General features: G+C 64.8%; 9 protein-coding genes, 1 tRNA gene and 1 riboswitch. Of the genes, 5 read left to right on the top strand and 5 right to left on the bottom strand.

The window, feature by feature from the left end; translation table 11 throughout:
* Positions 1 to 8: 8 nt before the first annotated feature.
* The 3 genes from folK to IR187_RS03660 all read left to right on the top strand — a co-directional run bounded on the left by folK (position 9) and on the right by IR187_RS03660 (position 1,947).
* Positions 9 to 530, top strand: coding sequence for a 2-amino-4-hydroxy-6-hydroxymethyldihydropteridine diphosphokinase (gene folK, locus IR187_RS03670; protein ID WP_194953356.1), 522 nt, complete (start codon positions 9 to 11; stop codon positions 528 to 530).
* A 41-nt stretch (positions 531 to 571) separates the two neighbouring features.
* A tRNA-Lys gene (locus IR187_RS03665) sits at positions 572 to 647 on the top strand.
* 193 nt (positions 648 to 840) lie between these two features.
* On the top strand, positions 841 to 1,947 hold the full coding sequence (locus tag IR187_RS03660) for a DmpA family aminopeptidase (protein ID WP_194953355.1): 1,107 nt from the start codon (positions 841 to 843) through the stop codon (positions 1,945 to 1,947).
* A gap of 47 nt (positions 1,948 to 1,994) precedes the next feature.
* Here the strand turns inward: IR187_RS03660 and IR187_RS03655 are convergent, their stop codons facing one another.
* The gene (locus IR187_RS03655; protein WP_194953354.1) at positions 1,995 to 3,545 is read right to left on the bottom strand and encodes an N-acyl-D-amino-acid deacylase family protein; all 1,551 of its coding nucleotides are present in this window, start codon (positions 3,543 to 3,545) and stop codon (positions 1,995 to 1,997) included.
* Between the two features lie 244 nt (positions 3,546 to 3,789).
* On the opposite strand from IR187_RS03655, the gene IR187_RS03650 reads away from it, so the two are divergent.
* Together IR187_RS03650 and galE are read left to right on the top strand one after the other, a co-directional pair.
* The gene (locus IR187_RS03650; RefSeq protein ID WP_194953353.1) at positions 3,790 to 4,803 is read left to right on the top strand and encodes an NAD-dependent epimerase/dehydratase family protein; all 1,014 of its coding nucleotides are present in this window, start codon (positions 3,790 to 3,792) and stop codon (positions 4,801 to 4,803) included.
* Positions 4,804 to 4,893: 90 nt separating this feature from the next.
* The gene (gene galE, locus IR187_RS03645) at positions 4,894 to 5,901 is read left to right on the top strand and encodes a UDP-glucose 4-epimerase GalE (RefSeq protein WP_228765531.1); all 1,008 of its coding nucleotides are present in this window, start codon (positions 4,894 to 4,896) and stop codon (positions 5,899 to 5,901) included.
* Here the strand turns inward: galE and IR187_RS03640 are convergent.
* The 4 genes from IR187_RS03640 to IR187_RS03625 form a co-directional block, all read right to left on the bottom strand.
* Positions 5,898 to 6,470, bottom strand: coding sequence for a TMEM165/GDT1 family protein (locus IR187_RS03640; protein ID WP_194953351.1), 573 nt, complete (start codon positions 6,468 to 6,470; stop codon positions 5,898 to 5,900). The two genes, galE and IR187_RS03640, sit on opposite strands and share 4 nt — an antisense overlap.
* 12 nt (positions 6,471 to 6,482) lie before the next feature.
* A riboswitch (yybP-ykoY riboswitch) is annotated at positions 6,483 to 6,673 on the bottom strand.
* The gene (locus IR187_RS03635; RefSeq protein ID WP_194953350.1) at positions 6,644 to 6,865 is read right to left on the bottom strand and encodes a hypothetical protein; all 222 of its coding nucleotides are present in this window, start codon (positions 6,863 to 6,865) and stop codon (positions 6,644 to 6,646) included. It overlaps the preceding riboswitch by 30 nt.
* Positions 6,865 to 11,097, bottom strand: a complete 4,233-nt coding sequence (locus IR187_RS03630; RefSeq protein WP_194953349.1) for a translocation/assembly module TamB domain-containing protein — start codon at positions 11,095 to 11,097, stop codon at positions 6,865 to 6,867. The genes IR187_RS03635 and IR187_RS03630 overlap by 1 nt, the downstream gene beginning before the upstream one ends.
* Positions 11,097 to 13,403 (bottom strand): autotransporter assembly complex protein TamA, encoded by a 2,307-nt coding sequence (locus IR187_RS03625; protein WP_194953348.1) that lies wholly within the window; start codon positions 13,401 to 13,403, stop codon positions 11,097 to 11,099. Before IR187_RS03625 ends, IR187_RS03630 begins: the two co-directional genes overlap by 1 nt.
* Between the last annotated feature and the right edge of the window lie 103 nt (positions 13,404 to 13,506).

The raw sequence follows: 13,506 nt of genomic DNA, 5'->3' as shown, positions 1-13,506 counted from the left end.
GCGAGAGCATGCGCAACGCAACGCCGCTTCCTTTATACGCTATCGGTCTCGGGTCGAATCGCCGCCATGCGCGCTTCGGCGATCCGCGCGCGGTGCTGATGGCGGCGCTCGCCGCGCTCGAAAGCGACGATATCGAACCGGTCGATGCCAGCCCTATCATCGCAAGCAACCCGCTCGGCCCCTCGCGGCGACGTTATGCCAATGCGGTGGCGCTGGTCGCCTCCCCGCTTGATCCGCCGGAGATGCTCGAGCGGTTACAACAGATCGAAAACAGCTTCGGCCGCCGCACCGGCCAGCGCTGGAGCGCGCGAACGCTCGATCTCGATATATTGCTCTGGTCGGGCGGCGTCTGGTCGGGTGCCATGGTAACTATTCCGCATCCGGCACTGGCCGACCGGGATTTCGTGCTCGGGCCGCTGCGCGCCATCGCTCCCGACTGGCGCCACCCGCTCCGCCTACGCAGCATCCGGCAACTCGCAGCTCGTCTGGTGCGGCCAAAGCCGGTTGACCGCGGCGCCGCGCGGCACTAGGGCGGCGGCTCATTTTGACGCTGCACCGGCAGCGCCGGGATGGGCCCTTAGCTCAGTCGGTAGAGCAACTGACTTTTAATCAGTAGGTCGCTGGTTCGAACCCAGCAGGGCTCACCACTTTTCTCCAATAACTTCCATTAACCTGTGCCGAGCGATCACTATCGCGTGCAACTCTTTGGTCGGTGAGTCGCAACGCCGCAAGCCGCAGTGCAGGACGAATGGGCGGTGGAAAGTCAGGGTCCACCTCATTAGAAGTGCAGCAAGCCGCATCATCGGGAGGTTTGAAATGTTGGGCAAGGCAGTATTGGCCATGGCATTGTTGACCGCCGCGTCCCCTGCCCCCGTTGCTCCCCCCGAACAGCGGGCGCGCGAGGCCGGGGTGGTGATCGGCGTCCTGCCGCCCGGGCCGCGAAACGCGATCACCGATGTTGACGGCGTGCGCGTGGGCCATGTCACGATCGAGGAAGGCAAGGATATCCACACCGGCGTCACGGCGATCCTGCCGCATGGCGGGAATGTCTTTCGCTCGCGCGTCCCCGCCGGCTTCGTCGCCTTCAATGCCTATGGCAAATTTGCCGGCTCGACGCAGGTTACGGAGCTGGGCGAGATCGAGACCCCGGTGCTTCTGACCAACACGCTGAATGTCCCGGAAGCCGCGGCCGCCGCCGTCGAATGGACATTGGCGCAGCCGGGCAACGAGGCGGTTCGCTCGGTCAACGCCGTGGTTGGCGAGACCAATGACGGTGTCCTCAACGACATTCGCCGGCGGCGCGTCACAATCGCCGACGCCAGGCGCGCGATCGAAAGTGCCGCAGGCGGAGCGGTGCCGGAAGGATCGGTGGGTGCGGGGACCGGCACGGTCGCGTTCGGCTTCAAGGGCGGCATCGGCACCTCATCACGCAAATTGCCTGCCGCGCAGGGCGGGTGGACGCTCGGCGTGCTGGTCCAGAGCAACTACGGCGGTGTGCTGACGATCGCCGGAGTACCCGTCGGCGTCCGGCTGGGCCGCCACGCGTTCAGCCGCGAAGGCACTCGCGATACCGCCGACGGCTCGGTCATCATCGTCATCGCGACCGACGCGCCGCTGTCCGACCGCAATCTGCGCCGAATCGCCGAGCGGGCGTTTGTCGGCATCGGCCGCACCGGCTCGTCCTTTTCCAACGGATCGGGCGATTATGCGATCGCCTTTTCCACCCATCCCGGTGTCCGGCGCGAAGAGGGGATCTCGCCGGTCGCGGCGATTGACGATCTGCGCAACGAAGCCCTCTCGCCGCTGTTTCAGGCGGTGGCAGAAGCGACCGAGGAGGCCGTCATCAACTCGCTGTTCGCCGGCAAAACCGTCGAGGGGCATCGCGACACGGTGAAGCGCTTGCCGACCGAGAAGATATTGCCGTGGCTGACCGCGACGGACAAATGACGTCCTGACGTTTCGGCGGCCCGCGGGAAAGACGCGTTCGCCGTCGTTCAGGATGGCGCCGCCGCGCGCAACAAGCGCCCCGGCGCGCCGACCCTTTCGCCATTTTCCCAAGCGGGCCGTCCGTTCACGATAACCATGTCGAACCCGTCGGCTTTCGCCAGCGGATCGACGAAGGTCGAACGGGCGCGCACCCGTTCGGGGGCGAACAGGACCATGTCCGCCTTCGCGCCCGGTCGAATCACCCCGCGGTCGGGAAGCCGCAGGAGCCGGGCAGGCAGGCCGCTCGCCTTGCGGACGGCCTGCTCGATCGGCAGGCGGCCGCCACCCACGACATAATGTTCGATCAGCTTGGCGTAGGTGCCGGTCGCGCGCGGGTGACGCATGCCGGGTCCGCCATCGGTCGCGATCGCGACGTCGGGATCGATGATCAGGACATCCTGCAACGCCTCGTCCATGGTGAAATGCGCACCCGAAGCGCCGCCAGGCCCGATCTTGATCAGGAAATCGGCAAAGTGAAGACCGGCTTCGCGGGCGGCTTGCCCGAGCGTTTTTCCCGCATAGGGCGCGGTACCGATCAAGAGCGCCTCCGGCCCGCCGCGCCGCGTCATCCGCGCGACCAGATGATCGTACAGTTCCTGCCGCCGCGACGTCACCACCGCGGCATAGTCGCTGGGGGGCAGCGCCCATTCGGGAAACAGGAGGGCGATGCCGGTAAAGCTCGCGTTGTAGGGATAGGCATCGGCGGACAGGTCGATACCCGCGCGGCGTTTGGCGGCGATCAGCGCCAGCAGTTCGCGCGCGCGGTCTTCGCCTTTGCCGAACACCACTTTGAGATGCGAGATATGCGGCCGCGCCGGCAGCGCCGACGCGATCAGCTCTTCGATCGACGCTTCGATATCCTCGTCATTTTCGGAACGCATATGGCTCATCACGACGCCGTTGCGGTCGGCAACCGCGCGGCCCAGGCGCGCCAGTTCGGCGGGCTCGGCGTAGATGCCCGGAACATATTCGAGGCCATAGGACAGCCCGAACGCGCCCGCGGCCAGTTCGGCGTCGAGCCGCGCCGCCATGCGCTCGAGTGCCGCATCGTCGGGGCGCCGCACCGAGTCGGCGATGCCCGAAGCGCGGCGCAAGGTGCCGTGGCTTGCCAGTGCCGCGACGTTCAGCGGTAGCGCCGCGCGGTCGATGGCCGCAAGCCACGGCCGCAGGTCGAGATCGTCCCCGATGCGCGGCCCGCTGCCGTCCATTCCGAGCAGGATAGTGGTGACACCCATCGCGAGGAAGGCGTCATAGGATTGCGTCAGCGGGTCGCCATGCGTGTGCGTATCGACAAAACCCGGAGCAAGGACGCGCCCCTCGCCTTCCACCACCCGCGTCGCGGCCGGCGCAGGCGCGCCGGGCGGAAGGATCGCGGCGATACGGTCGCCCGCAACCGCGACATCGGCCCGCCGCGGCGCGGCGCCAGTGCCGTCGACGAGCAGCACGTCGCGGACATGGATCGACGCTCGCTCCGATCCGCTCGCGATCATCGGCATCGCGGCCAACGCGCCCCCGGCAAGGCTTCCGCCGACAAGCTGGCGACGCGTAAGTCTGTGCAAGCCGTATCTCCCGTTCTCATCGAAAGTGCCAGACTGCGCAAACGCCGTGTTGAAAGCAAATGCCAAGCGGCGCGGCGGCGATAAACACAGGATATGGCCGAACGCAGGCGGAATATGCGCGTATGGCGATCGTGGCCGCCCGAGCCCTCTGGCTGTTACCGCTGAATTTACCCTTCGGGTTTAAAGCGCTAAGCCATTCGCCGGGCAACGCCCGGGAGACCAACGGCAGCGACAAGGACGAGCATTGACCATCATCGTAACAGGTGCTGCGGGTTTTATCGGAATGCACGTCGCCGCCGCCTTGCTCGCGCGCGGCGAGCGCGTGGTCGGGATCGATAATTTCACGCCCTATTATTCGGTGGCCCTCAAACAGGCCCGCGTCGCGCATCTGGCGGCAACCGGCGGTGACGCTTTCACCTTTGCCGACGTCGATTTTGGCGATGCCGACGCGCTGGCCGCGGCGCTGGCCGATGTGGCGGTCGACCGCATCGTGCATCTTGGTGCGCAGCCCGGCGTGCGCTATTCGCTCGAAAATCCTGCCGCCTATGTCCACTCCAACATTGCAGGGCACGTCAACATATTGGAGCTGGCACGCCACCGCGGCGTTCGCCATCTTGTCTATGCGTCCTCGTCGTCGGTTTACGGAATGCGAAGCGACACGCCGTTCCGCGTCGCTGACCGCGCCGACACGCCGATTTCGCTCTATGCGGCGACCAAGCGCGCCGACGAATTGATGAGCGAAACCTATGCCCATCTGTTCCGCCTGCCGCAAACGGGGCTCCGTTTCTTCACCGTCTATGGCCCGTGGGGACGCCCCGATATGGCGGTGTGGAAATTCACCGAAGCGGTGCTGCAGGGACGGCCGATCGACGTGTATAACCACGGCGACATGCTGCGCGACTTTACCTTCATCGACGATATCGTGAACGGGGTCGTGCTGGCACTCGATCAGCCACCGGTCGACGACGGTCGCGAAAAGCCCGGCGGTTTTTCGACCCCGCACCGGCTTTACAACATCGGCAACAACCGTCCCGAGCAACTGACCGCCCTGATTCGCGAAATCGAGGCCGCGTGCGGCCGCCAGGCTGGAATCAACCTGCTGCCGATGCAGGACGGCGACGTCTATCAGACCTTTGCCGACATCGACGACATCGCCCGCGACCTGGGTTTCGCGCCGACGACGCCGCTGTCGGTCGGCATTCCGGCCTTCGTTGACTGGTATCGCAACGATTGGCTTGCAACCCCGACACACCAATAGCCGCTGAAGACAGGATTGATTGGCCGCGTCGCACCTCTATAGCCATGACGCAGCCCACATCGCCATCAAGGAGAATACCCCGTGACAATCATGCTCACCGGTGGCACCGGCTATATCGGCAGCCATGTCGCCGCCACGCTGTTGTCCACAGGGCAACCGATTGTCTGTTTCGACAATCTGGCCAACAGCGATGCCAGCGTGATAGATCGGCTCGAGGCAATCACCGGCGCGTCGGTTCCGCTCGTCGTCGGCGATATTCGTGACGGTCAAGCGCTGCGGCAGGCGATGACGGACCATGCGGTCACGGCGGTGATCCATTTCGCCGGTTTGAAGGCGGTTGGCGAATCGGTCGCCGAACCGATGAAATATTATAACAACAACGTCGGTGGCACGCTGTCGCTGGTCGAGGCAATGGCGGATTGCGGCGCCAAGACGCTCGTTTTTTCGTCAAGCGCTACGGTCTATGGGCAGCCCCAATATCTCCCGCTCGACGAAGATCATCCGACATCGGCAACCAATCCCTATGGCCGCACAAAACTGATGATCGAGGAAATGCTGGCCGACATCGCCGCCGCCGATCCCGCGTGGCGTATCGCGATACTGCGCTATTTCAACCCGGTCGGTGCGCATGACAGCGGGCTGATCGGCGAGAATCCGAACGGCATTCCGAACAATCTCATGCCCTTCATCACGCGCGTCGCCGCCGGACGCCTTGCCGAACTGTCCGTTTTCGGTGCCGACTACGACACCCCCGACGGTACCGGGGTGCGCGACTATATCCATGTGCTCGATCTGGCTGATGGCCATGTTGTCGCACTCGACGCAATCGGCCAAGCCGAACCGGCGCTTTCGACATGGAACCTTGGCACCGGCCAGGGCTATTCGGTGCTCGACATGGTCAAGGCGTTCGAGCGCGTGAACGGCGTCAGCATCCCCTATCGCATCGCGCCGCGCCGCGACGGCGATGTCGCGAGTTGCTACGCCAGCCCCGAGCGCGCCGCACGCGAGCTGGGCTGGACCGCCAGCCGTGATCTGGATGCCATGTGCGCATCGAGCTGGCGCTTCGAACAAACGCTGGCGATGCGCAATTCGGCTTAGCCGAACCAGCCCGCCGTCTGGGCCAGCACCCACAGGCCGATCAACAGAAATAGTCCCGCCGCGATCAGTCGCACTTTCGCGAGATCGACCCGCTTGAGCAATTCATGCCCCAGGAAAATCGCCGGCACGTTGGCGATCATCATGCCGAGCGTCGTGCCGGCGGTGACCGCCACGACGTCATGATATTGCGCTCCCAGCGCAATCGTCGCGATTTGCGTCTTGTCGCCCATTTCGACGAGGAAGAAGGCGACCAGTGTTGTCAAGAACGCGCCAAAACGCGGCTTCGGCGCATCCCCGTCTTCGAACTTGTCGGGGATGAGTGTCCACGCTGCCATCGCGATAAACGACAGGCCGACCGCATAGCGGAAGATCGCGCTATCGAGAAAACTGGCCGCCGACGCCCCCAGCAGCGCCGCGAGCGCATGATTGGCCAGCGTTGCGACCAGGATGCCCAGGATGATCGGCAGCGGCCGGTTGAACCGGGTTGCGAGCAGGATCGCGAGCAGCTGCGTCTTGTCACCGATTTCGGCGAGCGCAACGACCGCGGTCGAGGTGAGCATGGCTTCCATGAAAAAACTCCGGGGCCGGGCGGCGTTGCGATTCCAATAGACATCAAACCCGCCGCCCGGCCCGGACGAAGGTCGATGCCATTGGTCTCGCCCAAGCGGTGTCCCGCTTCCACCGTACCATGACCTCTCGGCCAAGTATGTTGATACGGCGGCCCGTCGCGCGCGACGGCTGGCTACTCCCCAGATGACGCGGCTGCGTTAGGGGGCACTTCGGCGTCTGGCAAGTCCGAAGCGGCGGCAGCGGCCTTTTCCGCCGCAGCGATATCAGCGTCCATTGCCTTCGCCCGCGCCTCAATTTCGTTCGACGCCTTTTCGTACCGCGTCTCGAAATCGGGTTCGTCCTTGCACGCGGCGACAAGCAACAAGGGCAAGGCAAGGGCGACCCGGCAACGCATCAATAATCCTTGCGATACCGGATGCTGAGGTTCGACTGCCCCGAACCCCCGGCCTGGCTGAGCAACGACAACGCCGGCGTCAGGCTGATTTCCAGCTGCGTCGCGGTGTAGCCGCGGGCGTCGGTGATCACCTCGAGATAAATGTCCTTGGTGATATATTGCCCGGCGGCGAGCGCGGCGCCGCGACCCACGGTGTCGTCGGGTCCGAGCACGCGCAACCGGTCGATGCCCGTTGCCGACTGAAGCGCCCCGAGCGGGCTCAGGCCACCGCCGCCGCTGCTCAGCGTATTCAACGACGAGGCGAGCTGCACCGCCTGCAACGGCGACAGCGACGTAATCGAATCGCCGAACAATATCCGCGAGACAATCTCGTCCTGCGGAAGTCCCGGGACGCTGGAAAAGGCAATTTGCGGATTGCTCGCGCGTCCCGACACGCTGATGTTCACCGTCACCGCTTCGATCGTGTCGCTCGCGAGAAGGCGGATTGCCGGGTCGAACGCGTCACCGGTCGGAAAGTTTACCCGCCCTTCCTGCAGGTCAAAGGAACGGCCCGCAAAACCGAGCGTCCCGCGGATCAACTCGATTTCCCCCGTCACCCGGGGCGCTTCGGTCGTACCGCGCAGCACGACGTCGGCTTTCCACTCCGATTCGAGTCCCATGCCGGTGACGTAAATTTCGTCGGGCGCCTTCAGCGCAATGTCGAGACGAACGAGATCGAACAGGCTGCCGCCGACGGCGGCCAGTCCGTCACCGCTGACGCGCTGGCGCCCCGTCGGCGGTTTGCGGCGAACCCCGGTCAGCACCGGCACCTGGGCGGCGCCCTCGCGCACGATGCGATAACGGGTTTCGGGCAATCTCAGGCTTCCCGACAAAAGTGCGGTCTGTCCCGCCGTCTTTTCGAGCGTCAGGTTCCCCGTCGCGCGCGCCGCGATATTCTCGCTGCGTGCCAGCCGTGCGTTGTCGAGAACCATGGCGATATTCATCGGATAGCCATCGGCTTGCGCCAGACTGATAAAGCCTTTTGCCTGGACGGTGCCGTCGCCTGCGGTTGCGGCGAGCTGGTCGATCTCCAGCCGGTTGCCGCTGAAGCGTCCGTTGACGGTCATATTGCTCAACCGCGTCCCATAAGTCTGGTTTTCATAGACCAGTTCTTTGCCCCGCACGACGCCGGTCAGGCATGGGTCGGCAACACTGCAACTGAAATCGGCCGCTACCGCGATCGGCCCGGCAAGCCGCTGATTGGCCGGGCCGGCAAAGGAATAGAGCGTGTCGGCAGGCCCGTTGTAACGGATGCCGCCGCCAAGCGGCGCGGCCCGCAGCCGCGCCATCCAGTCGCCCGCTCCCGGTCCCAGCGGGCGCAGCGATGCCTGCAAGCGGCCGATGACGCTGCCGCGTTTGCGCATCACGACCCGGGCCTCTCCCCCGTCCGCCAACAATTTTCCAGCAAAATTGACATCGACCGGCTGACTGACCGACGCGGCGGTAGTCCGGGTAAAGCCGGTGATGGACAGCCGCGCGTCGGCCCGTGGAAAGCTGTCGGGGCTGGCTTGTTCGAAATCCACGCTTCCTGTCGCGCGGCCGCCGAGGCCCATATCAGGATAAACGGCGTTCAGGATCGCCATATTGACCCGGTCCAGTCGGCTCTGGATCATGATTCCTTCACCGAAGCGCCCTGCTAACCGCGCACTGCTGCCGCGGCCAAGGTCGATCGTCGTGGGAAGCAGTTCATAATCGTCGCGGCCCGGGATGATCCTGGCCGGGGAAGCGGTACGGAAATTGATGCCGGTCGCCCTGCCCTGCACCGTCGCGCGCCACAATTCAGGGGTCAGATCGGCATTGGCCGCGATCCGGAACGGCACGCCGCTGTTCCCTTCGACCAGCGCCTGCGCCTTGCCGCGACCGTCGCGATAGTCGATCTTCACGCGGCCAACGGCAATGTCATAATCGCGTATCCGCGTCGACGCGATCTGGACGTCGGCAACGACATGTGGCGAATCGTAAAGGGTGACATCGGCATCGACAATCGCCGAACCAACCGCCAGTCGGGCAGGTCCGGGCAGGACAAGATCATTGGCACGCGCGTTGATCGCCGCAGCCTGATACGCCCCGTTCGCGCTCAGACGCACAAGGCCGCCCAGCCCCTGGCCTGCCGCTGCAAGTTGTCCGACAAAGGGGCCGGCGTCGCTGCGAACCAGGCGGCCGCTAAAACCGATCCCCGACAAATCCCCGCGTTCCACGTCGATCGTCAGCGGACCGGTCGCGGTAAGCAGGACAACGTCAGCTGCCAGCGGGCCATAGTCCGTGTCGCCGGTTGCGGCGAGGCGATAGCCGTTCGGCGCACCGGTGATGCGCGCGACCAGATTGGCAAGCCCGATCCCCAATCCCGGGCGCTCGGCGGTGACTTCCGCGCGCGGGTCGCTGATTGTTCCTGCAAGCTGAACCCCGACCGGTCCGTAATCGGTCGAGTTTGCCCGCGCGGTCAGACGGATCTGCCCGTTCGGCGCATAACTCCCCTGCCCGCCCGTAACCTGCAACCGTGGCGCGGTCAGCCGAAGAGCGGAAAACCGCACGATACCGTCGGTGCCATATCGCACGTCGCTCGACACCGTGGCGTTGCCGCCCAGAAAATCGCGAACACCCGAATTGAACAAGCGGGTCGATCGCCCGCGAAGGCGTCCACCGATCTCGAAACCGCCGCGCGGTGCGGTCTTCAGATCGACGTCGGTCGTCACATCGAAAATGCCGACACTCTCGACCCGGTAATCGTTGATCCGCCCGTCAATGGCACCGGTGTAAAATCCGCGATTGAGGTCGGCGATGACGATGGCCTTGGCGTCGATGCGCGGCGATCGCAGCCGCAAATTGTCGCTCAGGATCCGGCCCTGGCTATAGGCCAGATCGCCATCGAGCCGCACCGACACCAAAGTGCCCCCGGCGACCGTGTCCAGGCCGCGAATGCGCGATGCTTGCCCTGCCACAGGAACAAGAATCTGGTCGGCGTCGACGCGCGCCCGGCCCGAAAGCGTCAGCCCTTCGACCAGAATGTCGTTGACCGCCAGGCTGGCGGCATCGGCCCGGTATGCGACCGTCGGCAAGGCAAAAGCTCCGTCCAGGGTGGCGGTCGCCCGCAGACCATTGGCGCGCAGCGCGGGTGCAATCGCACCCGGCCGCAGAATGTTCACCGCCAGGCGCAGTTCCTCGTAGCGGTTCGTCCCCAGATCGACCCCGCCGCTGATCCCCAGCCGCGCCGCGTCCGATGCCAACCGCCCGTCGATCGCGGCCTTGCGCTGGTCGAGCGCTGCGGTCAGGTCGACCGCCGTCTCGGCACCGAGCAGTTCCGCGGCAGGACCGGTCAATAGGCGCGATGCCTGCGTCGTCCCCTTGATCGCGAATACGCCGTCGCGGGCCGTCAACGCCATTCGTGCGAGCGGCGCGTTGCCCAGCGCGGCATCAAGCCTGCCGTTCCAGACCTTCCAATCGCCGCGTCCTTCGAGCTTTGCCGTCATCGTGTCGTCGAAACCGCCCATCGCCGCCAGCACGCCACCTCGTGGCGCGACGAGGTTGACGTTCACGGCCAGCCGGTTTTGCTCGGGCACCGCATCGAGCAACAACTTCACCGAGTCGCCCTGCCCCGCCCCGCCCGCGATGGTCGCGGCATCCACAGTAATCTGCGCGCGACGGTCGGCGATGGCGACTTTGCCCGTCAACGTGGCGACCTGCCGCTCGCCGGCCACCGCCGGCTCAAAGACAAAACGGTCGACGCGCAAAAGGCCGATATCGATGTCGAGATCGGGTAGCAGTGGCTCGCCGGTATCCGGCACCGGTGTGAACGCCGGCACCTTCTCCATCACCAACGTCCTGGCCGTCGCCGACCGGATATCGACATGATTTGCAAGATAGCGCACCGGGCGCCAGTCGATCCGAAGTTCGGGCGAGCGCAGGAACACCCCTTCTGTATCGGATAATGTCAAATCGCGCACGATCATCTGGCCATAAAGCGATCCGTCGAGACGACCGATCCCGATCTTCATGCCGTTTTCGAACTGGTATTTCTCGATCTGGGTCACGACAAAACGCCGCCCGGCATCGCTGTTCAGGCCCACCAGAAACAGCGCAAATATCAGGACAATACCAAGCAGGCCGTACCCAACGCCGCGCAGCAGTGTCTGCGGCCAGCGACGCGCCTGGGGAGGCAAAGGACCATTTTCCCGGGCGGGTGACTTTTCCGTCATCAGAAAGCCTGACCGATCGAGACATAGACGCTCACCCAAGGCTCGCCCGGCTTGCGCCCGATCGGCGTCGCCAGATCCAGGCGCATCGGGCCGAAGTTGGTGTAATAGCGCGCGCCAATCCCGGCACCGAAGCGCAGGTCGGAAAATGTCGGTGCCGAACCACGATAGACTTGTCCGGCGTCGACGAAGCCAACAACGCCGAAATTGCCGAAACGGTAGCGCGCCTCGACTGCCGCTTCGTTGACGGAACGCCCCCCGATCGGGTCGTTGTTCGGGTCGCGCGGCCCCAGCCCCTGATAACCGAAGCCGCGAACCGATCCGCCACCGCCGGCATAGAAACGCCGCGAAGGCGCCAGTCGTTCACGCGCTGCGCCCAGGATCGATCCGACCCGGACGCGCCCCGCGACGACGATGTCGTCGGTCACCGGGTAATAGCCGCTGATGTCGAAACGTGTCCGCGCATAGGGCGAGAACTGACCGGACACCGAGCCTTCGGGCTGGATCAGGGTCGTGATGCGATAGCCCTTGGTCGGATCGAGCAGACTGTCGGTGCGGTCCATTCCGACCTGTCCGGTCAGACCGAAAATCGTGTAAAAGTCGCGCTGCCGGACGCCGCGGGTGAAATTATAGTCATCCTCGCTGGTTGCGATCAGCTCCGCGCCATAGGCATAGGTGAATTTCTTTTGCCATATCGGCGTCGAATCAAAGCTGACGCGCGCCGCGACGCGTCCGGTAATTGCCTCGAAAGCATTGTAGTCGCTGCGTTTTGCTTCGGCGATCAACTCGAAAGTCCGGTCGCGCCGTCCGGCGTTCGACCGACGCAACGTCGCACCAACCCCCTGCTCCTGCGTTCCCAGGACGCCGCGAAAGATCAGCGCGCCTTCGGGTGGCAGCAGGTTGCGGTGGGTCCAGCTTCCTTCCAGGCGGATCCCCTCGCCCGTACCATAACCCGCGCTGGCGGCCAGCGTACGGGGCGGGCCGGCCTGCTGCGTTACTAGCATCGTCACATATTCGGTATCGTCGCCGGCGCTTTCCCCGGTGGGTTGCGGCTCGGCGGCGACAGTCGCGAACAGCCCGGTTGCGACGAGCGCCTGGCGCAGATCGTCGACCTTGCGGCTGTCATAAAGTTCGCCGCGTTTGAAACGGGCGAGCCTCGCGACATGCTCGGCGTCGAAAGCCAGGTCGCCCGTCGTTTCGATCCCGCCGAACCGCGCACGGCGGCCGATATCGACCGGCAGCGTATAGACACCATCGCCGGTTGCCCCGTCGAGCAGGATGTCGCGCTGCCCGACCTTGGCAAAAGCATAGCCTTCTTCGGGCAGTTTCAGCGCAATCGCCGCCTCGGCGCCCTGAACGCGCTGTGCCACAATCGGCTCGCCGACCGTCAGTGGAAAATTGTCGGCAATCAGCGTGGGCGGCACCGTCGGGTCCGCCTGGACGTTGATTTCGGCAAGCCGGTATCGGATTCCCGGCGTCACATCGATGATCGCGATAACCGGCTGGCCGCGACGCTGCGTCTCGCCCCCCCGATCGATGCGGGTATCGATGACCGAATCGTAATAACCCTCGGATGCCAAAATGCGCTGCATCAGCTCGCCATCGGCGGCCAACCGGGCGCGCACCATCGCGATATTGTCAGCCTTGCCGTCACCATCGTACAACGCCGACAAATCCCCGAACAGGTCAGAGAGATCGACGTCGGTGCTGTCATCGGCAGGAGCCAGCCCGTTGACCTGGACCGAATAGGCGACGCTGACATTGTCGCGCTCGGTTTCGGCTTCGGCGAACTCGACCGGGTTGACGTCGAAATTCTCGAGCGGCGGCAGCGGCGCCGCCAGCTCGACATCGCTGATCGGCGCATCGCCGATGGCTTCGACTGCGTCCCCGTCGGCCAATGCCGGCAGCGCCACGCCGGACGCCGTCGCGAGAGCGGATGTGTCGGCATCGGGATCGGAAGCTTCGCCTGCGGCCTGCCGCCGCTCGAACTCGGCAATTGATTCCAACGGGCGGTTCAGTTCCGGGTCGTCCTCGGCGCTGATCGGCGGGATGGCGGCGTCGAACTCGTCATCGCCGATGATCGGCGCGACTTCAGGAAAGACAGCATCAGCCGGTGGCGGCGACGGCGCGGCGATCTTGCCATCCTCGCCTGCGGCAACGGTGGGCACGACTGCGGGCGGCTCAACCTGCTGAGCCCGCGCGGCAACGCTCCATCCCAATCCGCAAAGCGATGCCGACAGCGCCAACACGCCACGCAGGGATCGCGAGCGATTGCGGGGCGAATGGCAGGAAGTTTCAGATATTTGCATCGATAAGCCGCCGAAAGCGCATCTCTGGGCGGCAAGGACCGTGCGTGCAACCGGATTTTGCCGGATATCCCGGCCAATCCCCTTCAGTTCGTCGCATATTCGC

Source organism: Sphingopyxis solisilvae (assembly GCF_015475875.1).
GTDB lineage: Bacteria > Pseudomonadota > Alphaproteobacteria > Sphingomonadales > Sphingomonadaceae > Sphingopyxis > Sphingopyxis solisilvae.
Note: the sequence above shows the minus strand (reverse complement) of the source record. Positions and strands in the feature narration are given on the sequence as shown.

Bases quoted from the DNA above. Each gene is read 5' to 3' on its own strand.
- IR187_RS03630 (WP_194953349.1), bottom strand. From the start codon at position 11,097: ATGACGGAAAAGTCACCCGCCCGGGAAAATGGTCCTTTGCCTCCCCAG.
- folK (WP_194953356.1), top strand. From the start codon at position 9: ATGCGCAACGCAACGCCGCTTCCTTTATACGCTATCGGTCTCGGGTCG.
- IR187_RS03625 (WP_194953348.1), bottom strand. From the start codon at position 13,403: ATGCAAATATCTGAAACTTCCTGCCATTCGCCCCGCAATCGCTCGCGA.
- IR187_RS03640 (WP_194953351.1), bottom strand. From the start codon at position 6,470: ATGGAAGCCATGCTCACCTCGACCGCGGTCGTTGCGCTCGCCGAAATC.
- IR187_RS03660 (WP_194953355.1), top strand. From the start codon at position 841: ATGGCATTGTTGACCGCCGCGTCCCCTGCCCCCGTTGCTCCCCCCGAA.
- galE (WP_228765531.1), top strand. From the start codon at position 4,894: ATGCTCACCGGTGGCACCGGCTATATCGGCAGCCATGTCGCCGCCACG.
- IR187_RS03635 (WP_194953350.1), bottom strand. From the start codon at position 6,865: ATGCGTTGCCGGGTCGCCCTTGCCTTGCCCTTGTTGCTTGTCGCCGCG.